Annotated in this window: 26 protein-coding genes; 13 read left to right on the top strand and 13 right to left on the bottom strand. The window is 65.8% G+C overall.

The annotated features are described in order from the left end of the window. Window positions 1-37: 37 nt before the first annotated feature. From BIU96_RS15245 to BIU96_RS15220, 6 genes are all read left to right on the top strand, one after another. On the top strand, window positions 38-598 hold the full coding sequence (locus BIU96_RS15245; protein WP_071293458.1) for a hypothetical protein: 561 nt from the start codon (window positions 38-40) through the stop codon (window positions 596-598). 23 nt (window positions 599-621) lie between these two features. Further along, window positions 622-777: a zinc transporter permease gene (locus BIU96_RS15240; protein WP_071293457.1), complete on the top strand. Its 156-nt coding sequence runs from the start codon at window positions 622-624 to the stop codon at window positions 775-777. Between the two features lie 78 nt (window positions 778-855). Then, on the top strand, window positions 856-1,851 hold the full coding sequence (locus tag BIU96_RS15235) for an NAD(P)H-quinone oxidoreductase (protein WP_071293456.1): 996 nt from the start codon (window positions 856-858) through the stop codon (window positions 1,849-1,851). Window positions 1,852-1,930: 79 nt separating this feature from the next. After that, window positions 1,931-3,535 (top strand): MFS transporter, encoded by a 1,605-nt coding sequence (locus BIU96_RS15230; RefSeq protein ID WP_175477576.1) that lies wholly within the window; start codon window positions 1,931-1,933, stop codon window positions 3,533-3,535. Between the two features lie 11 nt (window positions 3,536-3,546). Further along, on the top strand, window positions 3,547-3,996 hold the full coding sequence (locus tag BIU96_RS15225) for a lipocalin-like domain-containing protein (protein ID WP_071293454.1): 450 nt from the start codon (window positions 3,547-3,549) through the stop codon (window positions 3,994-3,996). A 73-nt stretch (window positions 3,997-4,069) separates the two neighbouring features. Next, window positions 4,070-5,278 carry a helix-turn-helix domain-containing protein gene (locus BIU96_RS15220; protein WP_139200086.1) on the top strand — a complete coding sequence of 403 codons (1,209 nt, stop codon included), beginning with the start codon at window positions 4,070-4,072 and terminating at the stop codon, window positions 5,276-5,278. Window positions 5,279-5,718: 440 nt separating this feature from the next. Here the strand turns inward: BIU96_RS15220 and BIU96_RS15210 are convergent, their stop codons facing one another. Beyond that, a complete protein-coding gene (locus BIU96_RS15210; protein WP_071293451.1) occupies window positions 5,719-6,495 on the bottom strand; it encodes a hypothetical protein in 777 nt (258 codons plus the stop codon). A 144-nt stretch (window positions 6,496-6,639) separates the two neighbouring features. Between BIU96_RS15210 and BIU96_RS15205 the strand changes: the two genes are divergently transcribed. Then, the gene (locus BIU96_RS15205; RefSeq protein WP_071293450.1) at window positions 6,640-7,161 is read left to right on the top strand and encodes a YbhB/YbcL family Raf kinase inhibitor-like protein; all 522 of its coding nucleotides are present in this window, start codon (window positions 6,640-6,642) and stop codon (window positions 7,159-7,161) included. Between the two features lie 71 nt (window positions 7,162-7,232). Here the strand turns inward: BIU96_RS15205 and BIU96_RS15200 are convergent, their stop codons facing one another. Together BIU96_RS15200 and BIU96_RS15195 are read right to left on the bottom strand one after the other, a co-directional pair. After that, window positions 7,233-7,838 (bottom strand): flavin reductase family protein, encoded by a 606-nt coding sequence (locus BIU96_RS15200; protein WP_254786176.1) that lies wholly within the window; start codon window positions 7,836-7,838, stop codon window positions 7,233-7,235. Window positions 7,839-7,965: 127 nt separating this feature from the next. Further along, window positions 7,966-8,586, bottom strand: a complete 621-nt coding sequence (locus BIU96_RS15195) for an NAD(P)H-dependent oxidoreductase (protein ID WP_071293448.1) — start codon at window positions 8,584-8,586, stop codon at window positions 7,966-7,968. Between the two features lie 211 nt (window positions 8,587-8,797). Between BIU96_RS15195 and BIU96_RS15190 the strand changes: the two genes are divergently transcribed. Continuing rightward, complete coding sequence (locus BIU96_RS15190) at window positions 8,798-9,004, top strand: hypothetical protein (RefSeq protein ID WP_071293447.1); 207 nt, start codon at window positions 8,798-8,800, stop codon at window positions 9,002-9,004. Then, the gene (locus tag BIU96_RS15185; protein ID WP_071293446.1) at window positions 9,001-9,201 is read left to right on the top strand and encodes a hypothetical protein; all 201 of its coding nucleotides are present in this window, start codon (window positions 9,001-9,003) and stop codon (window positions 9,199-9,201) included. The genes BIU96_RS15190 and BIU96_RS15185 overlap by 4 nt, the downstream gene beginning before the upstream one ends. On the opposite strand, the gene BIU96_RS15180 is transcribed toward BIU96_RS15185, so the two are convergent. Continuing rightward, the gene (locus tag BIU96_RS15180) at window positions 9,198-10,088 is read right to left on the bottom strand and encodes a LysR family transcriptional regulator (RefSeq protein WP_083402968.1); all 891 of its coding nucleotides are present in this window, start codon (window positions 10,086-10,088) and stop codon (window positions 9,198-9,200) included. The genes BIU96_RS15185 and BIU96_RS15180 overlap by 4 nt on opposite strands. Window positions 10,089-10,178: 90 nt before the next feature. On the opposite strand from BIU96_RS15180, the gene BIU96_RS15175 reads away from it, so the two are divergent. Beyond that, window positions 10,179-11,366 (top strand): MFS transporter, encoded by a 1,188-nt coding sequence (locus BIU96_RS15175; RefSeq protein WP_083402967.1) that lies wholly within the window; start codon window positions 10,179-10,181, stop codon window positions 11,364-11,366. Window positions 11,367-11,427: 61 nt separating this feature from the next. Beyond that, window positions 11,428-12,663: an MFS transporter gene (locus BIU96_RS15170; RefSeq protein ID WP_071293445.1), complete on the top strand. Its 1,236-nt coding sequence runs from the start codon at window positions 11,428-11,430 to the stop codon at window positions 12,661-12,663. A 1,120-nt stretch (window positions 12,664-13,783) separates the two neighbouring features. Here the strand turns inward: BIU96_RS15170 and BIU96_RS15165 are convergent. The 6 genes from BIU96_RS15165 to BIU96_RS15145 all read right to left on the bottom strand — a co-directional run bounded on the left by BIU96_RS15165 (window position 13,784) and on the right by BIU96_RS15145 (window position 20,038). Then, on the bottom strand, window positions 13,784-14,530 hold the full coding sequence (locus BIU96_RS15165; protein WP_071293444.1) for a DUF6338 family protein: 747 nt from the start codon (window positions 14,528-14,530) through the stop codon (window positions 13,784-13,786). 284 nt (window positions 14,531-14,814) lie between these two features. Next, entirely contained in the window at window positions 14,815-16,281 is a 1,467-nt protein-coding gene (locus BIU96_RS15160) for an SEC-C metal-binding domain-containing protein (protein WP_139200083.1), read from the bottom strand. 240 nt (window positions 16,282-16,521) lie between these two features. Further along, window positions 16,522-17,235, bottom strand: a complete 714-nt coding sequence (locus BIU96_RS19560; RefSeq protein WP_139200082.1) for a hypothetical protein — start codon at window positions 17,233-17,235, stop codon at window positions 16,522-16,524. Window positions 17,236-17,562: 327 nt separating this feature from the next. Further along, a complete protein-coding gene (locus tag BIU96_RS15155) occupies window positions 17,563-18,441 on the bottom strand; it encodes a hypothetical protein (protein WP_071293442.1) in 879 nt (292 codons plus the stop codon). Then, the gene (locus BIU96_RS15150) at window positions 18,438-19,199 is read right to left on the bottom strand and encodes a hypothetical protein (protein WP_139200081.1); all 762 of its coding nucleotides are present in this window, start codon (window positions 19,197-19,199) and stop codon (window positions 18,438-18,440) included. The genes BIU96_RS15155 and BIU96_RS15150 overlap by 4 nt, the downstream gene beginning before the upstream one ends. Beyond that, window positions 19,196-20,038, bottom strand: a complete 843-nt coding sequence (locus BIU96_RS15145; RefSeq protein ID WP_071293440.1) for a TIGR04255 family protein — start codon at window positions 20,036-20,038, stop codon at window positions 19,196-19,198. The genes BIU96_RS15150 and BIU96_RS15145 overlap by 4 nt, the downstream gene beginning before the upstream one ends. Window positions 20,039-20,571: 533 nt before the next feature. Here BIU96_RS15145 and BIU96_RS15140 point away from each other — a divergent pair. Beyond that, complete coding sequence (locus BIU96_RS15140; protein WP_071293439.1) at window positions 20,572-22,143, top strand: histone-like nucleoid-structuring protein Lsr2; 1,572 nt, start codon at window positions 20,572-20,574, stop codon at window positions 22,141-22,143. A 218-nt stretch (window positions 22,144-22,361) separates the two neighbouring features. Here the strand turns inward: BIU96_RS15140 and BIU96_RS15135 are convergent, their stop codons facing one another. Next, the gene (locus tag BIU96_RS15135; RefSeq protein WP_071293438.1) at window positions 22,362-23,549 is read right to left on the bottom strand and encodes a hypothetical protein; all 1,188 of its coding nucleotides are present in this window, start codon (window positions 23,547-23,549) and stop codon (window positions 22,362-22,364) included. Window positions 23,550-23,709: 160 nt separating this feature from the next. Here BIU96_RS15135 and BIU96_RS15130 point away from each other — a divergent pair, with 160 nt between their 5' ends. Further along, on the top strand, window positions 23,710-24,054 hold the full coding sequence (locus BIU96_RS15130; protein WP_071293437.1) for an Lsr2 family protein: 345 nt from the start codon (window positions 23,710-23,712) through the stop codon (window positions 24,052-24,054). An 822-nt stretch (window positions 24,055-24,876) separates the two neighbouring features. Here the strand turns inward: BIU96_RS15130 and BIU96_RS19555 are convergent. Next, a complete protein-coding gene (locus BIU96_RS19555) occupies window positions 24,877-25,386 on the bottom strand; it encodes a hypothetical protein (RefSeq protein ID WP_139200080.1) in 510 nt (169 codons plus the stop codon). Window positions 25,387-25,568: 182 nt separating this feature from the next. Beyond that, window positions 25,569-25,823 (bottom strand): hypothetical protein, encoded by a 255-nt coding sequence (locus BIU96_RS15120; protein ID WP_071293435.1) that lies wholly within the window; start codon window positions 25,821-25,823, stop codon window positions 25,569-25,571. Window positions 25,824-26,507: the final 684 nt, after the last annotated feature.

Here is a 26,507-nt window from a genome sequence, read left to right as displayed (position 1 = left end):
CCGAACAACCGGCCCCCAACACGAAGGAAGAATCATCATGAGCGTTACCGTGAAGAGCGACCTGATCCTCTCCCACGCAGTGGTCACCGCCGACGTCACCGCCCCGTTCGAGAGCGTCGACATCGAGAAGTGGCTGAAGACCCTCCCGACGCACGAGTACCAGCGCTGTGCCCCCGGCGACCACAAGGCTGCCGGCTACACGGTCGACGACGACGGCACCCCGATGTCGATCAACATCGAGGTCATCGGCACCGGCCTGGTCATCCAGCAGTACCGCTTCGAGGTCGCCAGCAAGCACTACTGCAAGATGGTGTCGATCTCCGACGTCCTCTCCCCCGCCGGCTGGACCACCACGCAGGTCATCTGGGAGCTCGGCATCGAGCAGCTCGACGGCGACAAGCTCCGCTACGTCAACACCGTCACGTCGCACCCGACCGAGGACTTCCTGAAGTTCATCACCGACCAGGGCCAGACGTTCGAGCAGGCCGCCGCCGCCCGCCAGAAGGCTTCCGGTGAGCACTGCGAGCTGGAGACCCCGCACTACGCGCGCAGCATCGCCGCGCTCGCCATCGCCGACGCGGCCGCCGTCGCCGCCTGAACTGACCGAAGCAGGAGGCACTCATGACGTCGGAAGCGCTCCACGCCGGCCACACGACCTTCGGTCACCAGCACGGCGAGGGATGCGGACACGACGCAGTCCAGCACGGCGACCACGTCGACTACCTCCACGGTGGGCATCGGCACGCCCTGCACGACAACCACTACGACGAGCACTGAGCTTCCGGTGGCGGAAGCGGACGCCCCCCTGACCGTCCGCTTCCGTCACCGGTTTCTCATTTGAAAGGAACCCCAACGATGCCCAACGCGGTCCTGTTCGACCAGCCCGGCTCCCCGAACGTCCTCACGCTGCGTCCCGTCGCGAAGCTGACACCAGCAGCCGACGAAGTGCTCATCGACGTGCACGCCGCGGGCATCAACAACGCCGATTTGCTGCAGCGTCGCGGCCACTACCCGGTCCCACCGGGGGCTCCCCGCCCGCTCGGGTTGGAATGTGCCGGCATCATCACCGCAGTCGGCAGTGATGTCACCGGGTGGAACGTCGGCGACGAGGTCTGCGCACTGCTCGCTGGCGGCGGGTACGCCGACGAAGTCGCCGTTCCCGCCGGACAGGTGATGCCGCTTCCTCGCGGACTCACCATGATCGAAGCCGCAGCGTTCCCCGAAGTTGCCTGCACGGTCTACTCGAACCTCGCCATGATCGCCGGGGTGACCGAAGGCAAAAGCGTCCTCGTGCACGGTGCCGGCGGCGGCATCGGCTCGTTCGCGATCCAATGGGCTGCAGCCATCGGCGCCACCGTCATCACCACGGCCGGGTCCGACCTGAAAGCGAAAGCCGGCATCGACCTCGGTGCGGCAACCGCCATCAACTACCGCACCACCGACTTCGTCGACGCGGTCCTCGAGGTCACCCAAGGTGGCGGGGTGGACGCGATCCTCGACGTCGTCGGTGCCGAGTACCTGCAGCGGAACATCCGCTGCCTCGCCGACGACGGACACCTGATCATGATCGGCGGTTCGATGACGACCACGCCCATCGACCTGTGGGAGCTGCTCTCCCGCCGCGCCAGCATCTCCGCAACGCTGCTCCGCGCCCGACCGAAGGAGCAGAAAGCGAAGATTGTCGCCGGCGTCTCCCGGGATGTCCTCCCCCTCATCGAAGCGGGAAGTATCCGCGCCGTCATCGAAGCGGTCGTCCCGATGGCTGACGCAGCAACGGCGCATGAGGTCCTGGAATCCGGTCAAACCGTCGGGAAGGTCATCCTCGACAACACCTCCCGGCCCGGCCGCTGACATCCCCGCCGGACAGGAGCAGCAGATGAAGCCGACACCCGCACCACGCTCGACACCAAAGTCAGACAGCACCGCGACGGTGTCAGCGCTCGCGCCGCTCGGAATCCCGATCTTCCGGGCACTGTGGATTGCGGCGCTGATCAGCAACATCGGCAGCTGGATGCAAACCGTCGGTGCGCAGTGGTTCATGGTCGAACACCACGCCCCACCGCTGCTGATCGCCCTCGTTCAGACGGCGACTGCCGCACCCGTCCTGCTCCTCGGCATCCCCGCCGGCGTGCTCGGCGAGTTCCTCAACCGACGGACCCTGCTGATGTGGGTACAAGGGTTCCAAGTCGCCATCAGCGGCACCCTCGTCGCGTTGACCGCCACCGGCGACATGACGCCGTACCTGCTGCTGTCGCTTACGTTGCTCCTCGGCGCAGCATCCGCCGTGCAACTCCCCGCGTACGGCGCGCTCGCGAACGAGATCGTCCCACGCGCGTACGTGCCCAACGCCGCATCGTTGAGCTCGATCTCGGTGAACCTCGCCCGCGCCATTGGCCCCGCAATCGCCGGACTCCTCATCTCCGGGCTCGGTGTCGCGTTCGTGTTCACGTTGAACGTGGTGTCGTTCGCCGTGTTCCTGATCATCCTGGTCTTCTGGCGGCAGTACCGGCCGGAACCGCACCTGTCGGAACCGTTCCTCGACGCCAGCCGCGCCGGCATGCGCTACGTCGCCAACGCACGAGTCGTCCGCCGGATCTACGTCCGCCTCGGCCTGTTCGTCCTCCCCGGCAGCGCCCTCTACGCACTCCTGCCGCTCATCGCAACGGACCGGCTTCGACTCGGCTCCATCGGGTACGGGGTCCTCCTCGCCGGCCTCGGAGTCGGCTCCATCGCCGCTGCGTTCTACATCCCGAAGTTCCGAGACGCTGTCGGCCCGAACCGTGCCGTCCTCATCTCGTCGGCACTCTTCGGCGCCGGAACGGTCGGCGTCGCCCTCTCCCCCACCATCTACCTGACCATCCCGATCCTCGCCGTCGTCGGCGCAGCGTGGATCGGCGCCATCGCCACCCTCAACGGCGCCGTGCAGTCCTTCCTCCCCGCATGGGTCCGAACCCGGGGACTCTCCATCTACCAGATGGTGCTCTTCGGAGCGACCGCCGTCGGAGCAGCACTCAGCGGCTCCATCGCCGGATGGCTCGGCGCGGTCCTCACCTGCCTCCTCGCCGGCATCGCCGTCCTCATCGTCGCCATCACACAACTCCTCTGGCCACTCCTCGTTACCGACGACTTGCGTCGCAGCGCCGTCAAGCTGCCACTCGCCGACGACGTCGTCAACGCGGAAATCGGCGACACCACCGAGACGTTGGTGTCCGTCCGGTTCGACGTCGCCGACGCCGACCGAGACCGATTCCTGGCGCAGATGGCCCTCGTCGAACTCAGCCGGCGGCGCACCGGAGCCAGATCCTGGGCGTTATACGACGACCGGGAACACCCCGGCATCCTCGTCGAAGCGTTCCGCGTCGGCAGCTGGCAAGAGCACCTGAACCAGCACGCGGAACGTCTCACCGAATACGACGACGACGTCATCCGAACCGCCTGCGACATCGCCAAATCATTCGAAGTCACCCACCTGCTGCGCACCCAAACGCCACGACCCGTGCGCCCACCCCGCCCCGGGCAGACCGCCCGCTCCTGAAAGGACCTCCCATGGCCATCACCGTCAACGACCTCATCGGCGCGTGGACCCTCGTCAGCGCCACCCAAACCTTCGACGACGGCGAACAAGTCGCCGAGTTCGGCCCCGACGCCAACGGCTACATCATCTACACCGCCGACGGATCCGTCTCCGCCACCCTCGGTGACGCAGCCCGACCCCGCAGCGGCGCCACCGACCCGCAGCGAGCATCCGACAGCCAGCTCGCCGCCATGGCACACCGCTTCATCGCCTACGCCGGCCCGTTCACCCTCGACGAGGCCACCGGCACGATGACGCATCACATCGTCACCTCCCTCTTCACCGACTGGCAGGACGGTCAGCAGACCCGCCACGTCCGCATCGAAGACGGCCTTCTCCACGAAGCGGGCACGCCTCGCGTCGCCCCTGACGGCCGCCAGTTCAAGGTGGAACTGCTGTGGAAGCGGGTCGCCGCGGCCTGAACAACCAATCACCCCGCCATCACCGCGATAGCCCACCGTTCCAGCGGAACGGTGGGCTGTTCGACGTCCACACGTGACAGCTGACGCATGCCCAGGTAGGCAAAGAAGGGCCACGCAGTGCCGGTGTGCAACGGCTTACCGTGAAGCCCAGCCCGACGCACGGAGGCACGACATGGACCCGCAAACACTCGCCGACCAGCTCGCCCACGAACTCGCCAGGTCCGTCGCGGTCGCCACGATCGGCCGGGAGATCGTTGGCATCTCCTACGCGGCTGCCGACCACCCGACGCTCTTCAACGCAGCACGGCCCGCCCTCCCGGAAATGCTCCACGAGTGGGCAAGCCGCGGTTCGACTGGTCTGTCAGCAGATCCTGACGGTTGGACTGAGCTCCCGCTGAGCGCGCACGGAATCCGCAGCGGGTTCGTCCTCCTCGCGGACAACGGCCGTGCGCTGCAATCACACGAACACACGCTCCTGGAACTCGCCGCAACGGTGCTCGCCGCCGCCCACGGCATCACAGGAGAACAGGCCGACATCCGCGAAGTCGGCCTCCGCCTGCTGCTCAGCTACGACCCCGCGGAACGACGAGCCGCCCTGCACCGGGCACGAGCTCGCAGATGGGTCACGGCAGCCGGTTCGATCGCCGTCCACGCGCTCCTCTTCGACGACCAATCCGGCACCCTCAGCCGCCAGCTCAGCCTCCAACGAATCTGCCGGCGGCTCCCCGCCAACGTCGACGTCCTCCGCGAACGCGGCAACGTCGTCTTCCTCCTTTCCCGCAGCACACACGACGACATCGACGTCGACACGTTCCTTCGAACGGCTGCCACCGAAGCGGGGCTCCCACTCGCCGGGGTCGGATCCGCAACAGTTCATGCCGAGGACGAGGACCTCGCACGAGCAGCGCACGCAGCAGAAACCGCCGCAGAGATCAACGTCGCTGTCCCCGAGCTCGCCGGCAACACCCGCGCGGACCGCCTCGGCGGCTGGGCACTGCTCCATGCAGTTTCCGCCCAACGCGACCTCCTCTCCGTCGCGTCACCCGCCGCGGCTGCGCTCTGCGCCGCAGGAGAGGGACACCGCGAAACCGTCGAGACGTACCTCGATAACGCCGGCCAAGTTCGGGGGACCTGCGACCGGCTCCACATCCACCGCACCACGCTGTACTACCGCCTCGACAATCTCCCCCCGGTCGTCAAGGACGCCCTCGCCGATGGGATGCAACGCAGCACCCTCCACCTCGCGCTGAAACTCGACCGACTGTGGGCGGCGTCCGCGTAATCGCAGGAGGGGTGCGCGCCGCTGTCAGAAGGAGCGAGCTCTATTCGTCCGCCGTCGCTCGCGGGGCCCTGCCGAACAGCACCTAAGGGCTAGAACCCGCCACCTTGGGTGGGGTTGTAGCGCCGAAGGGCAGACTCGAACGTCTTTCCGCCCTGAGGCGGAGTCAGCATCCAATCGGTGAGCACGTCCAAGACACGAGCCGTGTGAGTAGTGACCCGGGCATCGACATTGGGACTGCCACCGGTGTACGCGGCGAAAGCTGCTGCTGCGTCGACGCCTGCCCGGATCTTCTCGCGGATGTCCTGCATCCCGAGGTGGACGAGCCCGTTCCGCACACGCCGCTGGGCGAGAACCCACTGTGAGTCCGCTTCGTCCAGGAGTTCCGTGACTTTCGGAGGAACGCTATCCGGGGCGTCCGCGTGCAGAATCTTTAGCGCGGTCTAGGTCTGGAACAGCGCGACGAACCGGTGCTTCTTCGCCGCAGTGCGGCACCACGCACAACCGATTCGGTCCTCGCTGTGTGCCGCTGACATGAGCACGCTGTGCACCGTCATGAGTGCGGCCCCGAGCGCCGGCTGCAGCTGTCCCGCAAACAGGCGAGGAAGCGCCTTGCCGCTCTTCGTGTCCCACCATTCGAAGGCTGGCGGGACCGTCGGAGGATGCGCGGGGATCTCTGCTCCATCCAGCAACATTGCGGCGACTCGCCCGATACCGAACGCCAGCTTCCGCACGACGGGGCCGGCTTCCCCGAGCGTCGCGGTCTGAGTAGGAGCAAGACCCGTCAGATAGTGCGCGCTGAGCAGCGATGTGTACGGCCGAGCGTCCACCGTGACCACTGACAGGTCGTCTCGGAGGAAAGCGAAGAGCTTCCCGCGTCGGTCTGGCGGGTAGAACGCGCCGTGGTTGGCCGCGAGGAGGTCCTCGAAGTGCGCGACAACGCCGTCCAGATTCCGCTTGGTGTCGGCGAAGAACTTCCCGCTCATCCGCGCAGCCTTCGCAGTCGCGGCGTCCCACCCCGGGTCGATGGTCCAACCGAGCGTCGTGTTGAAGTGCAGCTGAGCTTCGTAGGCGGCCATCGCCCCGTACTGCACCAACGCGATCTCGGCCGCGATGACGTCGCCGGCACGTCCGACCAGGGCAGTGGACACGTAATGGAGGTCGGCAAGCGCCATCTCGAGCGCGATGACCTCGACCGGTTCCAGTTCGCTCGACGCCACGGCAGGCCCCTCCGTTCAACGCTCCGCCCGGAGCGCAGTCGCATCCTAACGACAGCGCGACCGCCGTTCAGCCTCGACGTTTGTCGTCTCAGCGCACGACATCCAGCCGATGTGCCGACGCGTCCGCACGGCTTGGCTGATGGCATGACGAATGACCCGAATTGGAAGCTGCCCGACGTTCCCTCGTTCACGCTGACGAGCCCCGACTTCACCAGTGGCAGCAAACTGCCCGACTGGGTTCGTGGCGCCGCAGCAGGCGGTGAAGACCGCTCCCCCGAGCTGACCTGGTCTGATGCCCCCGCCGGGACGAAGAGCTTCGTGCTGACCGTCTTCGACCCGGACGCACCGAGCGGTTCCGGATTCTGGCACTGGACGCTGACCAACATCCCCGGCACCGCGACGAGCATCGCCCGAGGCGCCGGCACCGACGACGCTCTCCTGCCCGCCGGCGCGACCCGGCACCGCAATGAGTACGGCACGGACGTGTTCCTCGGCATGGCGCCGCCTCCCGGGCACGGACCGCACCGGTACTTCTACACACTCAGCGCCCTCGACATCGACAAGCTCGACGTCCCCGTCGACGCGTCCCCCGCCATCGTCGGTCTCCGCCTCCGTCCGCACATCATCGGACGTGCGCAGATGATTGGTATCCAGGAAACCGCCTGAGCGTCAGCCGCAGACGTCGAGGAGGTGGGAACGCAGACAGCGTCCCCACCTCCTTCGTCGTTGCCGGTCCGCTACTGCGATGGACGCCGCATCTGGAACCGTTCCTGCGCGGTGATGCGGAAGTAGTCCGCCGCACCACCTCCACGCAGGATCGGGTCAGCCGCAGCAGTGTCGTACACGCCATCGACGAGCAGCCGTTCGTCGATGTGGACGACGACGACCTCACCGAGCACCAACCACGAATCCACCGGTTCACCGTCAGCGCCCTGCAAGCGGATGATCTGCGACACCCGGCATTCGAAGGACACCGGGCTCGCCGCCACTCGAGGCGGCCCGATCATCCGCGACGGGGCGGTGCTAAGACCCGCCAGTGCGAACTCGTCGACACCGTGCGGCGCCGCAACTGAGGTGGCGTTCATCGCCTCAGCGAGGGGCCGTGTGGCGAGGTTCCACGTGAACGCCCCCGTCGCGCGCGCGTTGCTGACGCTGTCCTTCTCACCGATGCTCGCGAATCCGACAATCGGCGGCACGTAGTTGAAGGCGTTGAAGAAGCTGTACGGTGCGAGGTTCCGGCGTCCCTGCTTGTCTTCGGTACCCACCCATCCGATGGGGCGCGGGCCGACGATGGCGTTGAACGGGTCGTGGGGAAGCCCGTGCCCCGCGGCGGGTTCGTACACGTAGAAACCAGGCTGGTCGCTGGACCTGTCAGACGGCATCGGACGACCAATCGAGGTAGGTGAATTTAAGGAAGCGGCGAACGCTCAGGGCCGCGGAAGCGGCGTCCAAAGTACCGGGGCGCAGCTGTTACCTCGTGGCGTCGGACACGGTCCGCTCAACCGGTCGGAGTGAGCGGCCCTGTCGGTGAACCGGACCACCGGCGGCGTCGTCCGCGGCCGTCAAGACGTGCCGGTACGTCTGCTGCAGTGATTCGAGTTCCATGTCCCCCGCGTGCGGAGGCACCGGGAGGACCGCCGGTGCTCGCCACAGCATCCCGAGCCGATGCGCCCACTGCTTCAAGAACAGGCTCTGCTCTTCCACTCGCCACCGTTGCAGCCTGCGCACGGCCGGTGACGAGCCGCTGTCCTCGACGACGGTGGCCACCCGCAGGCCCGTCCCGGAGTACAACACGTCAGCCCCGGACGCCATGTACCAAGCGGGGTCGAACACCCGCTGCATCCGCTGCTGCAGCAGCGGAGGTTCGTGGTGGTGCAGCACTGGGAAGTGCACCACGATGTCGTCGGCGGCTGCGGCAAGCGCACGTTCCGCGGGCACGTTGAGCGGATGCGACTGGTACCGGCTGTAGAGGTCGCGGACGGTCACGTCATCCATCGTCTCTGCGACGTCAACGAGCGCACGGTCGGGCTTCGACAACGGCAACGCCGGGTGTGCGACGAGGACCAAGGTTCGCCGAGACGCTTCGGACATGGCGAGCTCCTGACGTGAACGGGACGTGGCACCGGCATGATGTGTCGGCCCTTCGACCGTGACATGCACGGCAGGTAGAACCGCCAGTCAGATGACCCGATTCGGTGAGCCCCGACGGGAGTCGATGTAAGCCCCAACATTCGACGGAAGACGCAGGGCCGGGCGCCTTCGATGCTTACTGCACACCATCCGACAATTCGAAGGAGCAAGCATGTTCACCACCGCATCCATCGGCGTGACGGGGATCCTCCTCGCCGTCATCCTCCTCATGGCAGTGACCGCAATCGTGTGCCTGGTCGTTGCGAGCCGTCGCAACCGTCGCAGCACACTGGACGCCTCGGAGCCGCGCCTGGTCCTCGTGTTCTCGCCCACCGGCGATGAGCAGCACGTACCGATGACGGCCGGGCAGGCGCAGTGATCAGCAGCGACGCGCTGAACCGTCGGCTTGCCCGCCGGCTGCACGCGCAGGACGAGCAGTGGTGGAAGCACGGGCTTCGTTCCCCGCGAGACCTGTCCATCCTCGCCGAGGTCCGCATGCTTCCCGCGGAGCCGACCTACGCGGACTTTTTCACCGCGTCAAACGGCTACCCCTCGGTCTCAACCGAGCTCAGCTAGTCGCCGCGGACTGCCGCGATCAGCTCTTCCACCGCACGACCAGGTCGCGGCTGCTGCATCCACACCAGCACCTTCCGCAGCAAGATCGGTGGCATCAACGGCGACCGATACTGCGGCGGAACCGCAGCGAGTGTCTCCGCGGAACCGACCGTCAACGCCGCCCCGAGACCAGCTTTCGCCAACGCGATATGCAGCGCCGGGTCGCTTGTCGTATACGGGAACCGCAGGTCAGCGCGTTCCCGGCGTGCAGCGTCGTCGATCAGGGTTCGGACGCCGCTCTCTGGCGGATACGACACTGTGATCCGCTCCGCCACGTCACGCAGGCGGACCGGCTCGACGCTGCCAGCGGTCGGCGTCGTGTAGTCGACGATGACAAGCTCCTCCTCGAGGAACAGATGGGTGCCGAAGAAGTCCGGCAGCGCCCGCGGCGGTTCCGCAACGACGACCGCATCCAGTTCACCGGCCACCAACTGGTCCAGCAGTTTCCCGCTCGTCCCGTCGATCATGCGCAGTTCCAACAGTGGGTGGCGGCGGCGAAGCGTCGTCAGCGCGGCCGGCAGAACCGTCTCCTCCAAGCCGTCTATGACGCCGAGGTTGATCCGCCCGCTGAGCTGGCCGCTCCGTTCCGACGCTGCCATCTCGAACTCGTTCATCGCCGCCAGAGCCTTCCGTGCGGTCGGCAGCAAAGCGTCCCCGGTTGCGGTGAGCGTCACCCCACGACTGCCGCGCTCGAACAGCGGACCAGCCACCTGCCTTTCCAGAGCCCGAACCTGCTGACTTACTGACGGCTGGCTCACTCCCATCCGGACGGCGGCGCGGCTGAACGACCCCTCGTCGGCCACCGCCACGAAACACTCCAACGCCCGCATCTCCACAACATCGAGCATAAGCGACGCCTATATCAGGCAGAAGACGAAACGGCCTTCACCTATATCGCTGTCGGCGGCAACCTTGACCTGACCGACGAGGAGACACTCATGACATCGCAAGCCGTTCCCCACACGCGACGACGCACATCCACTGCCGGCGAGCAGAACGGGCACGCCGGCGTGCTGCGCATCGTCGGGTTCCTGTCCTTCTACGACCGGTTCGCCACCGCGCCGCTGCTCCTGCTCGCCAGTCGTGACCTGCACGTCGGATTGGGTGCAGCGGTGCAGCTGGTCACCGTGTATGCCCTCTTCTACGCCGTCGGGCAGCCGTTCTGGGGCGCACTCAGCGACAGGATCGGGCGCCGCCGCGTCTTGCTGGTCGCCCTCGGCGGGATGGTCGCCGGCAGCGTCGTCAGCGTCATCGCTCCGACGTTCTTCTGGCTGCTCATCGCGCGTGCCACCACCGGGCTGTTCGTCGGCGCGTTGTTCCCCACTGTCCTCACCATCGTCGGCGACGTGTTCACCGGTCCGGCTCGCAGCCGGCAGATCTCCGACCTGCAGACGTTCACGGCGCTCGGCACCACGGCAGCAACGCTCCTCGCCGGCATCATCGGTGTCGCGGTCGGCTCGCGGGCGATCTTCACTGTCGCAGGTGTCGCCGCGCTCGTGCTGTTCTTCCTCGCCCGGAGCGTCCGAGACGCGGCACGCGGCACCGTCGAACGGCGGCTTCGGGACAGCTTCGGACGGTGGCCGGTTGCCCTGTACGTCGTCGGCGTTCTCGAGGGGGCGGTGCTGCTCGGCATCCTCACCTACATCGTGCCCGCACTCGAACGGGACGGCGTCAGCGTGCAACTCGCGGGGCTGCTCGGCTCCGCCTACGGTGTCGGCGTCATCGTCGGCGCTGCCACATCGAAACGTGTCGCGCATCGGTGGGCGCGGTGGATCCCGATCGCCGTCGGGAGCATCACCCTCATCGTCGCCTACGCGCTGGCGGCCGGGTCGCAAACGCTCGTCGCGCTGACGGTCGCCGCGGTCCTGGTCGGACTGTCGAACTCGTTCCTTCACTCCACCCTGCAGGGGCTCGCGACCGAGCTCACCCCAGCGTCGCGAGCGACGACCGTGTCGCTGTTCGTCTCCGCCGTGTTCGTCGGTAGTTCCCTCGCTACCGGCGCCACCGCCACCGAAACCGCGGCCGGGTACGGCTCCGTGTTCCTGCAAGCAGCTGTCGCCGGCGTCGTCGTCGCGGCCTCATCGGTGCTCTTCGCGGTCCTCTGGGAACGTCGAACCAGCCGCTGAAGTCCGCTGCCGAGTAATTCGACGCTGTTCGGCACCGGCGCCACTTTCGAAGGATTGGACCATGGCGACACACACCGAAACCGCTCCGATCAGGGCGAAGCAAGTACGGCTCCCTCGCACCGCCGCGGTCTGGGTGATGGCCGGCATCCTCTGGGCATTCTTCGCAGCCGCAGCAGCCCCATCACCGCTGTTCCTGGTGTACCGCGCCGAATGGGACTTCCCCGTCTGGATGCTGACCCTCGCGTTCGCCATCTACGCCATCGCGTTGCTCGGAGCGCTGCTGTCCTTCGGACGGCTCTCCGACCACATCGGACGACGCCCTGTGCTCCTCGGAGCGCTGCTCCTCGAATGCGTCGCGATGACGCTGTTCCTCACCGCCGGGAACGTCGGCATCGTCATCCTCGCCCGCATCGTGCAAGGCATCGCCACCGGCGCAGCCACCGGCGCTCTGTCTGCCGCGATCACCGACTTCGCACCCCCGCACCGGAAGACGCTCGCACCACTCCTGAGCAGTGTCGCTCCGCTATCCGGTCTCGCCGTCGGCGCCATCGCCGCCGGCCTCGCCACCGAAGGCGGACACCCCATCGTCGTCGTCTTCATCGTCTTCGACATCCTCTTCCTCGTCGGCCTCGGCGCCGTCGCCCTCAGCCCCGAATCCGTGACACCCCGACCCGGAGCAGGACGAAGCCTCGTCCCCCGCGTGGCGATACCGGTCGCAGCCCGCGCCGAGTTCATCCGCGAGATTCCCGTCTCCGCCGCGGTGTGGATCGTCGGCGGGTTCTACCTCGCCGTCGTCGCCGAAGTGCTCCGCGAGGTCCTCGGGGTCACAAGCGGCGCCGTCGAAGGGTTCTACATCGCCGGTGTCTCCGGCTTCGGAGCACTCGCGTCGTTCTTCGCACGGAACTTTCCGGCTCGCGTCAACGCGGCCTACGGCTCGGTTCTCATCGCAGTCGGCATGCCTGTCGTCCTTCTCGGGATGAACACCCACTCATTCGTCGTCATCGCCATCGGAACCCTCCTCGCCGGCGCGGGGTTCGGCATGGGGTACCTCGGCGGCGTCGGCATCCTCGCCCCGCTCGCGAAAGCCCACGAACGCGGTGAACTGTTCTCCGGCCTCTACGTCGTCAACTACCTCGCGTTCGGTATCCCCGCGATCATCGCCGGGCTCCTCATCGACGCGTTCGGGCTGCTGCCCACCGTCAACGGGTACGGCATCCTCGTCGTCATCGCAGGGCTCGCCGGCGCCGCGCTGCAGCTGCCGCGGCTCTTCCGATACGGCCACCACAGCGCCCGCTAGGTTCACCAACTGCGTCGGTCTTCGAGCGCACCGGCCGTCACAAGTTCGGGGCGTGATGTCCCGGGCATCTGCGGCCGCGATCGTCGCATCCCGGCAGGACGGTGTCTCGTTGGGGTATACCCCAGCGCCACGGTCGCGGCTGACTGTGCATCTGTGGTTAGGGTCCCCGTCGGAGCTCTACCGCACATCTATGCACTCATCTGGAGATTCAGCGGCGCATCGCAGTGGCGAGGCCCGTTCGCGGGGACGGACGTGAAGGCTTGCGCTTCGCTGCGCGCTCTCGAGAACGGGCGAGCGCGCTTGGGACACCGGGCCGGACGCGCTCTGGCTGACCACGCTGCTCAGGAGGAGGCAGCCACAGTGAGGAGTCGTGCGCTCAGGAGAGTGCACCAGGGATGCACTTAGGACGCTTCTTAAAACAAGAAAACCCCCGTCTGAACGGGGGTTTTCTGTGGCGGGTCGATTGCGTATCTCGTCGGAGCCTGAGTTTCCGCCCTTCTGCGGCGCTTGCGAACCTGGTGTTCCCCTGCGGGGTTCCAGATTTTCCCCTGGCGTAGGTTTGCCCTGGTCAGAAGAGGGTTGAGCTCCCGCTGGAGCAGCTTTGGGACACCCGAAATCGACGCGATTCATCCCTGAGCCGCGAAGCGAGAGCACTTCCTGGGTCGAGATCGAGGCGATCCGAGCTCTCAGCAGGGGAAGGGAAGCCTCTCCGAGGCCTCCGTTCGTGGCGGCAACGAGGCGCTGCTGGCACCCCGACGGTGTCCACCGCTCACTGTCTTCCCACTTCTGGCGACGCTTGCGAGCTCGTCGCGAGATGGAGGGGACCCGTGCTGCAGCATCGTGGGCACGACCGGGCTCACACGACGATCCCACGGTCCAACAGCGTCTGTTCATCATCAGCATGAACAGACCCTCCCTTGGCTACTCCTTCTGAGCAGTGTTCGTCGGCAGCGTCGCCGGCTTCGGAGAGATTCCCGACGGCGGGGTCGAGCCGGTCGGAAGGACAACGCGAGCCTGCGGCGCAGTCGCTCCTCGTGCCCCCTCGGACACTCGCCCCGTCCGCGCGCCGAAGTGTCCTGTTGCACCAGCGCCGTGGGTGAGTGAGTTAGAGCGGTCGGTGTCAGCCATCCTGTGTCTCCTGCAGTTCGGTTGCTGTGTAGGGCGGTTCCAGGAACTCGACTATATAGTCGTCAATGACCCGCAACCACAATCCTGCCGTTCCGGGTATCGGTCCAGCGAAGGAACCATCGTCATTCATCTGGTATTGGTGGCTGAGGTAAAGGTCTCGAGGTTCCGGGTAGGTACTAACGTAGGACCCTGGGCCGAAAAACCCGCCGACGAAGCGCCCATCCGCGAGCCGCACCCGGACGAGCCGCTGCGAAGGGTTCGTCGCTGCCCAATCCCACGCCGTTGGTACCGAGTCGTAGTACACCGTTCGCCGGAGCTGCAGCGGCATCCGCCGTGCAATCTGCCTCAGACGTGACGGTTCCGTCGAGGTTCGGACCGACGCTCCTTCGCGGGCGGTCTCATTGCGCCGGAACCGGTATGGGCTGTGGCGCAGTGCGGCTAACAAAGCTGGCACACCAACGGCACCAACGAGAACCGCAAGGCTCAACGGAACCGGAGCTTGGATCGCCACCTCGGAACCCGAGAAGGTGACCAGCGACGCAAACCACGCGCCGCCGGCGACAACGTAGACAGCGTCCAGCGCCACGCTTATTACAAGCGCCTGTGCGATGCGGGCATCAACTGTCAGATCGTCATACTGAAAACCCCGCAGGCCGCGGCGAACCAACCCGTACACCAACCCTGGCACGAGCATCACGACGAGGACGACGACGCCAAACGCTGACGTAGGCACAGGCATAACGACCTCCGTTACCGACGATGTTCCGCCGCAACGATCAGGCTAGCGAGATGATCCGGCGAAGGTGGACACTGCGTGATGACTCGGCCCGGACACGCCGCCACGTTTCACCTCTTCGATGACCACGCCGATACGCTCCGTGGGCTCCCTTCAACAACATCGCCGCCCCCGGGGACCCCGCAGGCGCAGCACCCCGGAAGACGTTTGAACCTGCAGACTCGAAATTCCATGGCCGTGCTCTCAGTTGTCGTCGCGCGTAGCGGCTGGCCGAGGCCGCACTGAGCTCATTGGATGGGCCGCCAATTACGGTCTGCCCGTTCGCAGCAGAACTTGTATTTCCGTCCGCTGCCGCACCAGCATGGCGCGTACACGCCGTCTTGGTACCCGTTTGGTGACAACTGGGCCGTGCCGGACTTCGGCAAGAAGTCGCTGATGAGGGCGCCAGAAGTGACCGTCACAGTCGTCGACGGTGTCGTTGGGATGTTCCAGCCCTCGGAGGACCCCCCTTGCGCGACTTGCACCCCTCGGAACTCATCACTCACCGACTTGTGATGACGTACAAGTGAGGACCACACCGGCTGACTTGAACCCCGCGAGGGCCTGCCGACGAATCCGGTCGCCGCCGCCCCGACGGCGCCCGCCAACGTGCCGATTCCGTTTGTGCCGCTGGCAAGGTCGGTCACGATCCCGCTCACGATGCCGAACGCGCCTCGGCTGAGTCCAACCCCTATCTTGTCAAGGAGCCCGCGTTCAGCGGATCGTTTTGCCGCATCGAGGGTTGGCTGAAGGCGAACTTGCTCCTGGTCGGCGACGTAGGCGGCGAGGTCGGCTTGTGTTGCGCCTGCAGGGGCGTTTTCGTATAGGCCATGCAACTCGGAGCGGAATGAAGCGAAGGCGTCGTCTTGATGGATGTCGGTGATGAGACGTGGGTTGAGTGCATGGAAGATCGGCAACCGCGACTGGAGGATCGCTTCGGTCACCTGCCGCTGCGGCCGCGTTGCGAAGGTGCCATTACGACAGATGTACAGCTCGTGATCAAACGCTGCTGTGTATGTCGCTCCGTATTCTTCTGCGAGCACGTATTCGCGTGCGAAGTAGGTGAGTCCCCGACTTAAAGCCTGAGCGAGCTGCTGTCCCGGATCTGGGTCGCCAGCGAACACGAACATGCCGCGTCGATTGTCCTCGACCGGGATTTCGTGCGGTGCGAAGCGCGACGTGTACTGCGGATGCTGCAACGATTCCAGTTGCGCGAGCCGCGCGACTAGATCCGCGATCTCTCTGTTTCGGTTCCGGATGACATGGCTCGTCGGAATGAGCCCGATGATTCCAGACTCGATGAGCGGCCGTAGGCCCCTTAGCGTCTGAGCCGCGGTGAAGAGGAATTGCCTCGTTTCCGCCGTGTTCTGGCGGTTCCGTTCGAGGTCCCGATGCCCTGGCCTGCTTGCCATCATGTGCTCGACGAAGTACTGGTCGTCGGAAAACCAGTCCGCGATCGGATCGTGGATGAGGACTTGCTCGTTATACAGCAGGCTCGACAGGAGGAGATCACCGTTGACGAGCCCAAAGTTTGATGAGGGCCAACCACCGATGTAGGCGGGGGCCAGCACCCCGTGACGGGCTGGCGGTGTCGGGTTGTTCCGTACCGCTTCCCCGAACTCCCAGAGAAGCGCGCCCGGCGTCGTGTGCGGGTTGATGCCCCGTCCGGGTGGGAAGAACTCATCAAGGAGGTCGAGTGTCGAAGCGAAGGCCACCCGGCCATTCTCCGCTCAGCCTCTGACGTTCCGCGACTGAACGGCGGCTCGTCCCAGCCCTGCGGGCGCCGGACAAGAGCCGTGCCGACACCGCGCTCGCGACCCGCTGCTCGTGCATTGCCTAACGGGAAACGCGGATTCGCGTCCCGGCTCCTACTTGCATTGAGCACGCCTCAGCCGCAGCAGTCCCGTTTCGAGCTGACGCTCGCTCAACCGTGGCTAAACGAGCGAGGCACCGCATCAACGCCGTTGACTACGCGCGGCGTCGAGACGTGCGGCACGGTGTTCAGCTCCGTGGTCGGGTTGCTTCTTGACGTGCAAGGTGCTGACGCTGTCCGGAAGCAGGCCGCCTGCTTCTTGGAGCGGTGGCAACCCGGTACCGAGACGCCGGCCCGGTTTCAGGTCGGCTTCGCCGCCCATCCATTTGATGACGGTCCAGGGCAGGGCGGGCAAACTCGACAGGTCTGCTCCGTCGGCGGGCGGGTCGTGCAGGAGTTCCCACGCGTCGCCGCGTGCAACCAGGGGGTGTTCGACGGTCCATCCAGGATGGTTCAAGAGGGTTGCGCAAATCCCATTCTCGGCGTGGATGAATAGGTGGAAATCCTCGACGTGTCCGTCGTCCTGCACGACGCGTGCGGGTACCGGCATCCGGTGTTGCGGATGGCTAGGGCGACAGTTCTCCGTCCGGAAAACGTACAGGGAAAGCCCGTCTGGTGCGATCCCTGCGGCGTCGTGCAACCACCCGTAGTCGGGATGACCCCATCCGAAGCGGGCAGCCTCCTCGTGAATGAGGTCGTGGTCGTACTTCGCGGCAGGATTACCTAGGAGGCTGAGCGTCTTTGCGAACCAACGCCCGACGGCCACCCATTCATCAGCGCTGGCGGCCCCTGACCATTCCGAGGTCATGAGGCGAATGATGGCGGCGCGTGCGGGTTCCTCGAACCGTTGGTTCATCGTCTGGTTACAGTCGCGGCAGACCGGCAAGAGGACACGCTGTCGGCGGTTCGGATGAACTGGCTTGCCATCACGATCGCGGATGACTCTCCCATTGGCTCTCCAGGGTTCCGCGGGCGGCCCCGCAGCGTCGCGGAGTTTCAGCTGCCACCGCGGCCAGACATGCTCGCCTTGACGTTCCGCGGGCTGGGCGCCGCAGGTGGCGCACACGGGAACGGCAGCAACTTGCTGCAGGGCGCGCGTCCCGCTCCCGGTAAGCGATGCTCCCACATCGGTGATCTGCCGCCGGTTCGGCGAACTATCTCGAGTCATCATTGGTCGCGCTGTTCACCTGGCGTTCAACGAGCCGCTGCTGAGCTTCGGGATGCGCAACAGGAACGTGTCACGGTACTCCCGCGCAGACATCCGTTCGATGTCCCGGAAGCCGGCACGCGTCCATTTGATGCCCGCGTCCTGGATGGGCCGCTTGCAGTCACTCCAGGCGTCTCTGAATTGCCTTCTTGACGCAGGGTCGAGTAATCCCTCCGATACCACAAGCAGGCGCACCTCCTCGGGTTCAAGAACTGTGCCCTTCATCACGTCGAGGCGCAACTGCACAACATCGGTCGCCCACATCGCCTTCATTCCCCGCTCTACCGCCGCGTCTAAGCGACGCGCAGCCGTCGTTGTGATGGCATCCGGGAACGCCGGCCGCTCGTACTTCCGTGCAAGACGGGCGCCAATCTCACGCTCATCGTCCGCCGATGCGAATCCGACGACGGGCGCCGTTGTCGCGAGTGCCGTCTTCGAGAACGGCCACGACGCTCGCAGGTCGATCGCCCAGATCGCACCGTCAACCGGCGGCTCGGTGAGTAGAATCCAGTCGTTGATCTCCCCGGACCGCACCAGCTGCAGCTTGGCGGGGTCCCAGGTGGACAGGTCTCGCACGGGGCTTACCTGCACGAACGGGTGTCTTGCCCCCGGTCCGGCCCCAACGACGTCGCACGTTTGACTCGTCACGGCGACGAACGGCACCTGCGCGTCGTCGAGATCCTGGACTGCTTCGAACGGGTGCGGATCCTCCGACGCTTGGCTATCGTCGGATTCGGCATCGGTCAGGTCAACGTAGGCGCCAACCCACGTGGGTACGAGGAGCCCCTGCCTCCACGCGTCGAGTCCGGCGAGGTGTTCAACATCGAACTTGGCGACGTACCCATCGAAGTTCATCGCTTCCGCGCCTTCACCCGATGTGTCGGCCCGAGCGGGGTCCGGTCGACGGGGACTTCAACGTTCGCGAGAACGGCATTCGATTCGAAGTCGACGCCGTTGAGGGCGCGTCGCTGAGGAATTCCCTGCGCGAGATCAAGCAGCTCGTCGAACCGGCACCCAGTGAGCAGGGCTCTCCGTGCGCCATCACTCCGGAACCAGCGGTTCAACGGCACGTCGACGATGTCGTTCAGCTCATCAACTGCGTCGGCGAGGTCCCAGAGCCCTCGAACGCTCGCAAGCCGGGGCCGTGCAGCGCGGCTGCTGCGCCACGAATGGTAAGTTCGCGGCTTCACTCCCGAAGCCAGGAACAGTTCGCGCTTTGTCAACCCGAGTTCCTTATGCAGTCGGTCAAACGTCTCCAGTGCGTCCGCCGTGCTGCCAGCGTCAAGCGCCGCAGCAGAGTCGCTGGTGCTGTCGACTTCTCCGAGCACGAACCACCGTGACAGGTCCAATCCACGTGGCACGGTCGAGAAGAGGAGAACGTTGTCGTCGACGGTCGTGATGATGCGGACTGAGTCGTGCTCTCGAAATGCGTCGAAGGCGTCGGAATAGCTGCGCATCGTCGTGCGCAATGACGACCCTGTGGTCTGGGCAAGGATCGGTGTTCCGTCCAAGTCGCCACGGCGCAGCGGGTCCGGAAACAGTCCGCTGTGATCGCGACGGGAACCGTTAGCCGCCGCGCGAAGACGGCGATCGCCGGGCGCAGTGATCGTCATGACTTCACGCTCCCTTCCGGGAATGCATCGCCTTGCAGCGAGCGGAGATAGGTCGGCTCCACGCAGGCCTGGAACAGGCTCAGCGCGGTTCGGTTCAGCTTCACAGCGCTTCGGCCGATGCGTTCCGGGTCGAACGGCACCGTCGCCTCGTTGAACACATCGATGTCAAGCAGGTACCCCGTAGAGCCGTCTTCTTCTGCCGTAAATCCGTGCCGGAGGATCGATCGGTGATTCGCGTCGACGACAAGTTCGAGTTGCTGCTGTGTTCCTCGCACCATGCCGCCGAAGGTGTCGCTGTGCAGCGGGCCGAGAATCTCCGGACGCACTCGACCAATCCAGTCGGTGAGAGCGCGGGCCGTGGAGTCCTGAAAGTGGTCGATGTAGCGAAGTCCCACTCGGGTCTGCAAGGCAGGCCCGACTGCTTCTGCGAGGACCTCGAGCGCGCTGAGAAGGGGCGACCCGAGGCTGTCGCTCCACCGTGTGTACGTGGACGTCTGCATGATCAGGTTGTCGGGCATCACGGTCACACCCTGCGATCCGTCCGCGGTGAGGATCTGCCATCCCCGGCTGCCTTCCTTGTTCGACAGCTGCGAGCCGGACGGGTCGAGTTCAATCTGAACGAGCCGCTGCTGCGCCGGTTTGATGTGCGCAAACTCCACTCCGGTGACAGCGTTCAACCGGTCACGGATAGCCGTCGCGGTCTGCGAGGAGATGAGCGTTGGTTCGTCTAGCGCGAATCGCACATCGACGATCGCAACCTCCAGCGGGGCGTTTCGGAGCAGCGTGGGGTCCGCGGACGGCAACCCTCCGAGCGGGACATCGTCGAACTCGTTGTCCATCACAGATCCTTCACCGTAGTCACAACATGCACACTAGTTGCACCTCCTGACACTGGTCTATGCGGCGGGACGGTCTATGGCCGCCAGTCGCCAGAGTTGGGGTCGCAGTGAGCCGCAACCTTGCAGTGCCGCTCGGTTTCAAGGTCGAACGCGAGCCGACGACCGACGGCCCGCGCTGCCCTGCCCGGCCCCGTCGCCTTCTCCGGCGCCGCCGGTGACAGGTCGAAGTTCCCCTGTTCGGGGGCTTCGCCGAGTTCGACCGTTCTCGCGCCAGAGTCGTCCGGCCGGTTGGCTCGCTGAGTTTCGCTCGCGATCCGATGGAGTGCGACCGACCCCACCTCGCGCGGCCGGTCACTTCGGATGTCCGCGTGCGGGCGTCGGGACACAGTCGGCGCCTGCCCGCCCAGATAGGAAGTCGTGGGACCCCTTACTGGGGTATCCGATTCGAACCGCGGGCACGCCGGCTTCTCCTACCGTTGTTCGTGCGTCCGCTGTCGCTTCGACGGCGCTCTCGGGCTGCAAGGAGTGAAGTCATGGATCTGTGGAACTGGCTACGCGGACGACGGAACCGCGCCGTCATTCACGAGCCGACCGCTCCAGCTAGCCCGGCCCCGGCCATCCCCGCCTTCGCCGTCATCGACGTCGAAACGACGGGCCTGTCACCGCAGCGCGATCGGATCCTCGAGCTCGCCATCGTTCGGCTTGATGAGTCGGGCGCCGTGGTCGACGAGTGGGTGTCCCGGTTTGACCCGGAGGGTCCTGTCGGTGCGACGCATATTCATGGCATCACGCAGGCGGATGTTGTCGGGCAGCCGCGGTTCGCTGACGTTGCGCCGACGGTCATGGCAGCACTGTCGGGGCTCGCGGTAGTGGCGCACAACGCGAAGTTCGACTTGGCGTTCCTTCGCAACGAGTTGAAGGGTGCCGGGTGGAGTGTTCCGTGGATCGCGGGGTACTGCACGTTGGACGCCAGCTACGCATACCTGCCGGATATGGACCGACGCCGACTCGTCGACTGCTGCTGGGCGGTTGGGGTGCGGCTCGAGGATGCGCATTCGGCGCTGGGGGATGCCCGAGCGGCAGCCGGTCTGCTCGGTGCGTATGTGACGGTGAGCGGCGGTCCGGACCCGATTCTGCTGGAAGCGCTAGCCGCAGCTCGAAGCACCGACTGGCCGGGATCTCCGGTACGCCAGCCGCTGACGACGGAGCAACGCGCTGCCGGCGGCAGTGTCCGTGCTCGTCCGATGCGAATCACCCCGCCGAGGCCGTCCACGCCGCCGCTGCTGCAGCAATCGACTGCACTATCGCTTCTCGAAGTCATCGAAGAGGGCGCACCCGTCGGCACCACCGCGTATGTGGAGATGCTGTTCGACGCGCTCGAGGACGGCGACATCAGCGAAACGGAAGCAGAGGCGCTGCAGGAACTGGTCGCCGAGTTCGAACTGTCCGCGTCGGACGTGCACGCAGCTCACGAAGCGTTCCTTCTTGCACTGGCGCACCGGGCCGTCGACGACGGGCGTGTTTCGCACGAGGAGCGTCGTGAGTTGAAGACCGTCGCGTCACTGCTCGGTGTTGCGGACACGAAGGTGAAGCAGGTCCTCGACCGGGCAGACGCCGCCCGTCACGCCCGACTTGGTGCCGGGCTCGGGCCGCTTCCAGACCCGTGGCCGCACGGTGAGCCGTTGCGGGTCGGTGACCGGGTCGCATTCACCGGCTGCGACGAAACGCAGCGCCTCCGCCTCGAACAACGAGCCGAGGAACTCGGTGTCCGGGTGATCAGCTCCGTATCCCGACTCACGGTGATGCTCATCACCGACGGGTCGTTCGCCGGCGGGAAACTCGCGAAATCTCAGGAGCTCGGCACCCGGCACGTACATCCGGACATCTTCGACGTGTTGCTGCAGCATCTGCAGCCGGCAGCAGGACACCCCGTGCTCGCGGCACCTGTGCCCGTGCGGGCGGTGACGGCCGCTACGCCGACGTCTCCGGGGGCAGCCTCACCGTCGTCCATCCGTGCCTGGGCGGCTGCTTCTGGGTATGAAGTTGGCGTTCGGGGGCGCCTTCCGAAGCATGTCACCGACGCGTACGCGGCCGCGCACGGGTAGGCGTGTGGCCTGCCAGCAGAGGAGTCCGTTACAGCCGCCCCGCGACCGACAAGGACGGCAGGAGCGGAAGGTAGCCACGTTGGTCCTACCGCCAGCCAGGGAAGCTTCCGGAGTCACTGACGGATAGAGCGCGGTCGGCGTTCACCGTGCAGCTTTCCGGCGATTTCGTCGTCGCGCTGGCGGCAGAACGCGTTTGGGGCAGGTCGTGACGTGTGGCGTTATGGCGCCGGCCGCCACATAGGAGGCTTCCCGGCGTCCACCCACCAGTCCTTTGATCCGATGCCAGCGTCTGGTCGGTGCCGAGCCAGGGAAGCCGGCTTCGGGAGGGCACGACGCTCCGCCGTGGTCACGCCGCGAAGCAGCGTGCGCAGCGTCGCCTCCTCCCAGCGGAGCTCCCTGTCTCGTTTCGCGTGGCGGCGCTTCTTCAGGGCGTAGAAGTCGCGAATCAGCACCAAGCGGTGCCTGCGGTATCGGCGCAGCTCGACCGCGATAAGCAGCGTCTGCATCGAGTTTCTTTGACGCTTCTTCCCGACAAGCAGCAGGAACGGGATCAGCACGGTGAGGACTACGGCCACCTTGAAAGGCACCGCTTGCGGATCCGCTGGGGCGACCGCGAGGGCGACCGCAGGTGCCACCGTTGTGAGGGAGACGGTGATCCAGGCGACAGCAATGAGGAATCGGGGCGTTGCCGGCCCGTTGACTGTGGCGATGAGCAAGCTGACCCAGAACGTGCCCCACGCGGCTATGGCGAGTGCCCACCCGAATATCGGGGCGAGGGAGACGCCGATACCGCCGGGGTAGGCAACGGCGAGCATGCCGGTGCCGACCGATGCGGACACGACGATGGCCGCTGACGTGAGAGTCGTCAGGCGGCGATACGGGGCCCGGCGGAAGTGGGGGTGCGATTGGAGGACCGCTGCTCGTCGATGCACCGCCCAGGAGGTGATGATGAGGTCGTTCTTGGTTCGGCGGCGCTGCCGTTTCCTTCCAAAGGTGATGTCAGCGTTGATCGCTTGCGCGAGTCCGAATGCCATAGCGGCGAGGACGATGACGAACCACACTCGTCCGGCGCTCTTGCCGTCGTGGATTGTGCCGATGAAGGTGAAGACTGCGGTGCTGATGACCACCCCAGCAAGGAAGTGCCCTGCGGCGGCAGAACCCGCGGTGACACTGGTTTGGTTGCGGACGTCCGGCACCGGCGCGATCACTCTGGCGATGAACAGTGCGCTGAGGAGCCCGAGGGCGGTCCCCTGGAACGCGACCGCCCCCGGCTCCAACTGAGCCCCGAATTCGACCAAGGCGGAGCCGATGGAGTCGTTTTCCGGTCCGAATGCGATCAAAATCGGGACCCACGTGATGTATAGCAGGGTCACCGTCATGATGACGGTCATCATCGGTCCGGTCATGCCCGTGCTTACTCGCCGTCGAAGTGGTCGTGGTCGCGTATCTCGGTGGTCTTGCACGAGCAGCACCGTAGCGGTCTGATCAGACGTAGAGAGCGAAATGGTGTCCGGTACGACGTTCTGCCATGCTGGTTGACCACCCTTCGACCGCAAGGAGCATCTCATGGCGCAGAAAGTCACCACTCACCTAGTCGACGACCTTTCGGGAGACACCATCGGAGACGGCGAGGGGCGAACGGTCACGTTCGCGTTCGACGGGAGCTCCTACGAGATTGACCTCTCCGACCACAACTTCGACAAGTTCCGTGAGACCATCTCTGACTACATTGCAGCTGGCCGCAAGGTTTCGGGTCGCTCCAGCCGGGGCGCTTCCGCCGGGTCGAAGAACCGCAGCGACCCGAACGAGCTTGCGAAGATCCGCGTATGGGCGATGGCGAACGGCCACGAAGTTGCAGCCCGTGGCCGAATCAGCCAGCAGGTCCGCGACGCATACGCCGCAGCGAACTGACCGACGATCCGGTCGGAACCTTCCGAAGTGACCCACGTGCGGGATTTGCGGAATGCGTTGCCGTAACCTTCGGAACCCTTGTGGTTGACGGTGCATGCCGTTCGTCGCCGCCGCTCAGCGCGGACCTGTGGGCTGAGCGGCTGACGACTCTCGCGGTGGCTGACGACTGCGGGGCCCTTTTGATTCCGACCCCGCTGCTCGCACTGCCCGTAGCGTCTGTCGCGGATGACACGGAAGCGATGGGACGGCTGCAGCGGTGGGTTCGGAGCGGGTCCCCGCAACCGCCGTTGCGGGAGACGCCGCTAACTGCAGTCGACGCGAGCCTGCAAGGGGTTGTCCGGCTGGACGCGCTCCTGCACTACCTCGCGGACTCGGCTCTGCTCTTCGGAGCGGCAGAGTCATCGTGGGGGGCGAAGGGGCCACTCGGAGTGCAACTCGATGATGGACGCGTCGTCCTTGTCGACGGGAACCACCGATGGGTAGCTGCATTGCTCGCTGGCCGGCCGACTTTGCTCATGCAGGTGCTGCGCTGACGGGTTGGCCGAGGGGCTGTTAGGCAGTTGAAGCCCACGATCACGTCGATTGAGCAGCAAGCTGACGCTGTCGTGCAGACCGACCCCGAGTCGGAGCGGCACACGTATTCGACGTCACTGCGCTGCGTCTGTACGGGCAGCGTTCCACCTGGTGGTCGGCGCAGCCGGAGGATGTGGCGGAGAAGCGGCGTGGACGGGCGTCGGGACCGGGCGACGAAGCTAGATGCCGGTCCCGGCGTCCGCCGCGGCTTCTGTGCGTGACCTGAGCGGGTGCTTGACCCGGCGCCTCTCAGGCCGCCTTCTTGAACTTCCCGGTGCGCTTCTTCCGCGGCTGCGGTGCACGGTCCTTCCACATGCGCAGGGTCGCCACATCCCGAACGTCTTGCGCGCACCGAAGGCAGTTGCTTGGGATGTTGTTCGAAAGGTGGTTTGTGGGCCGCTGCGAGAACGGCCCGTGGTCACGGCAGATGATGACGACCGGCGTGTGCTGGTCGACGTAGACGACGTCGCGGTAGTCGTATCGGTCGCCGTGGATGCTGCGCGCTCGTTCGATGAACTGCTCCCGGCGAGCTTCTGGACGTGACCCGCGCCGTCCGGAGCAGTCCGGGCACCGCTGCCCACGCCGATGCTCGTTCGGTGTCTGCGGGAACTCTCCATGGTCGGGGCAGCCGATGGTGACCGGAGTGTGAGCGTTGATGAAGTCCGCTGGCACGTGGGAGTAGTCGTACTTGCCTGCGTGCTTCTCGGTTGCGGTGGCGATGAACGCGGCGAGACGGTCGGCGCGGGATGCTGACGGCATGGCGAGGGAGCCTTTCTAGAGGGTGCTCATGCCTCTATGCGCGAACCGAGGTCGCTGACGTGAGTTCACCCCCCAACGGCGTCTCGCCACCGGCGCCAGCGGGGAGATGCCTCCGCGTTTCTCGGCGGAGACACGCTCCTTGGTTCGGGCGTCAGTAGCAGTCCACGCTTTCGGTTCGTCCGTCAGCGAGCGACGAGCTCGTCGGGGTAGCCAGTGCAGTGCCCTGCATCCCGGAGGATCCGTACCGCTTCGGTGAGCGCGGCAGCAACGTCGACGGTGTCGTCAAAATCCAGCCGCACTGCGGTGTGTTCCCACCCGGTGATCGTCACGATGCCGAGCGGGCTGATCACGATGCACAGGTCGTCGGTTATCGCAGCAACGGCAACGCCGTCCAAGCCGTTGCCGTCGAACCAGGTGCGATTGGTGTGCGTGGTCACTGTGGGTTCCGTTTCTCGCCGCGGGGCGCGGACGTCGACGACGCCTATGCGCGGATCCCGCGGCGTACCTGATCACCAGCACGATGCCTGTAAGGCAGAGGCCGCCCCGCGAACGTTCGGCGCCGCGGGTTGCCGTCGAACAACGACGGTGCATGCGCCGACGCGACGATTCCGGCGGGTACGACGTTCTCGATCACCCGTTGACTCACGATCTTGGGCTCAGACGCGTGCGGGACTGCTATAGGGATAGAGGGATGTATACCGCCCTGGATCTATACCTACTACTACTTACATATGAGTAGTAGTAAAAGTAAGTAAGTAAGGCACGTACCCCTCCTGGGCCCTACTTCCCTGCCAGTACGCGGATGGCGCCCTCTTGCTTTCGACAGGGAACGGTCGAGCAGGGGTAAGCAGAATCCCCGCCTGGACTTGCTCATAGAGCCCAGTCGCCGCACCGTTATCGATCAACATGCCATCTGTTGCGCACAGCCCGAGTGAGCTGTGCCGCATAGCGCACCGCTAAGACCTGGTCCGGGTGAGCGACCGCGCCCGGCTCGAAGCCAACAATGCCTGCCCCCGCCCGGACGATGAGCACGACAAGCGAGTCCTTGGCAGTTGCGGAGGACCGACGAGCGAGTAGTTGGCCGTCGAGGGTGCGCCCATGAGGTGGACCAGGTGGACCAG

The organism is Curtobacterium sp. MCBA15_008, assembly GCF_001865065.1.
Classification (GTDB): Bacteria; Actinomycetota; Actinomycetes; order Actinomycetales; family Microbacteriaceae; genus Curtobacterium.
This window is presented reverse-complemented; position numbering and strand designations above follow the sequence as displayed.

Coding starts and splice junctions, on each gene's coding strand:
- BIU96_RS15240 (WP_071293457.1), top strand. CDS start 622: ATGACGTCGGAAGCGCTCCACGCCGGCCACACGACCTTCGGTCACCAG.
- BIU96_RS15180 (WP_083402968.1), bottom strand. CDS start 10,088: ATGCTCGATGTTGTGGAGATGCGGGCGTTGGAGTGTTTCGTGGCGGTG.
- BIU96_RS15155 (WP_071293442.1), bottom strand. CDS start 18,441: ATGAACTTCGATGGGTACGTCGCCAAGTTCGATGTTGAACACCTCGCC.
- BIU96_RS15190 (WP_071293447.1), top strand. CDS start 8,798: ATGTTCACCACCGCATCCATCGGCGTGACGGGGATCCTCCTCGCCGTC.
- BIU96_RS15150 (WP_139200081.1), bottom strand. CDS start 19,199: ATGACGATCACTGCGCCCGGCGATCGCCGTCTTCGCGCGGCGGCTAAC.
- BIU96_RS15130 (WP_071293437.1), top strand. CDS start 23,710: ATGGCGCAGAAAGTCACCACTCACCTAGTCGACGACCTTTCGGGAGAC.
- BIU96_RS15245 (WP_071293458.1), top strand. CDS start 38: ATGAGCGTTACCGTGAAGAGCGACCTGATCCTCTCCCACGCAGTGGTC.
- BIU96_RS15195 (WP_071293448.1), bottom strand. CDS start 8,586: ATGTCCGAAGCGTCTCGGCGAACCTTGGTCCTCGTCGCACACCCGGCG.
- BIU96_RS15235 (WP_071293456.1), top strand. CDS start 856: ATGCCCAACGCGGTCCTGTTCGACCAGCCCGGCTCCCCGAACGTCCTC.
- BIU96_RS15175 (WP_083402967.1), top strand. CDS start 10,179: ATGACATCGCAAGCCGTTCCCCACACGCGACGACGCACATCCACTGCC.
- BIU96_RS15140 (WP_071293439.1), top strand. CDS start 20,572: ATGGATCTGTGGAACTGGCTACGCGGACGACGGAACCGCGCCGTCATT.
- BIU96_RS19560 (WP_139200082.1), bottom strand. CDS start 17,235: ATGAACCAACGGTTCGAGGAACCCGCACGCGCCGCCATCATTCGCCTC.
- BIU96_RS15165 (WP_071293444.1), bottom strand. CDS start 14,530: ATGCCTGTGCCTACGTCAGCGTTTGGCGTCGTCGTCCTCGTCGTGATG.
- BIU96_RS15225 (WP_071293454.1), top strand. CDS start 3,547: ATGGCCATCACCGTCAACGACCTCATCGGCGCGTGGACCCTCGTCAGC.
- BIU96_RS15145 (WP_071293440.1), bottom strand. CDS start 20,038: ATGGACAACGAGTTCGACGATGTCCCGCTCGGAGGGTTGCCGTCCGCG.
- BIU96_RS15170 (WP_071293445.1), top strand. CDS start 11,428: ATGGCGACACACACCGAAACCGCTCCGATCAGGGCGAAGCAAGTACGG.
- BIU96_RS19555 (WP_139200080.1), bottom strand. CDS start 25,386: ATGCCGTCAGCATCCCGCGCCGACCGTCTCGCCGCGTTCATCGCCACC.
- BIU96_RS15205 (WP_071293450.1), top strand. CDS start 6,640: ATGACGAATGACCCGAATTGGAAGCTGCCCGACGTTCCCTCGTTCACG.
- BIU96_RS15135 (WP_071293438.1), bottom strand. CDS start 23,549: ATGACCGGACCGATGATGACCGTCATCATGACGGTGACCCTGCTATAC.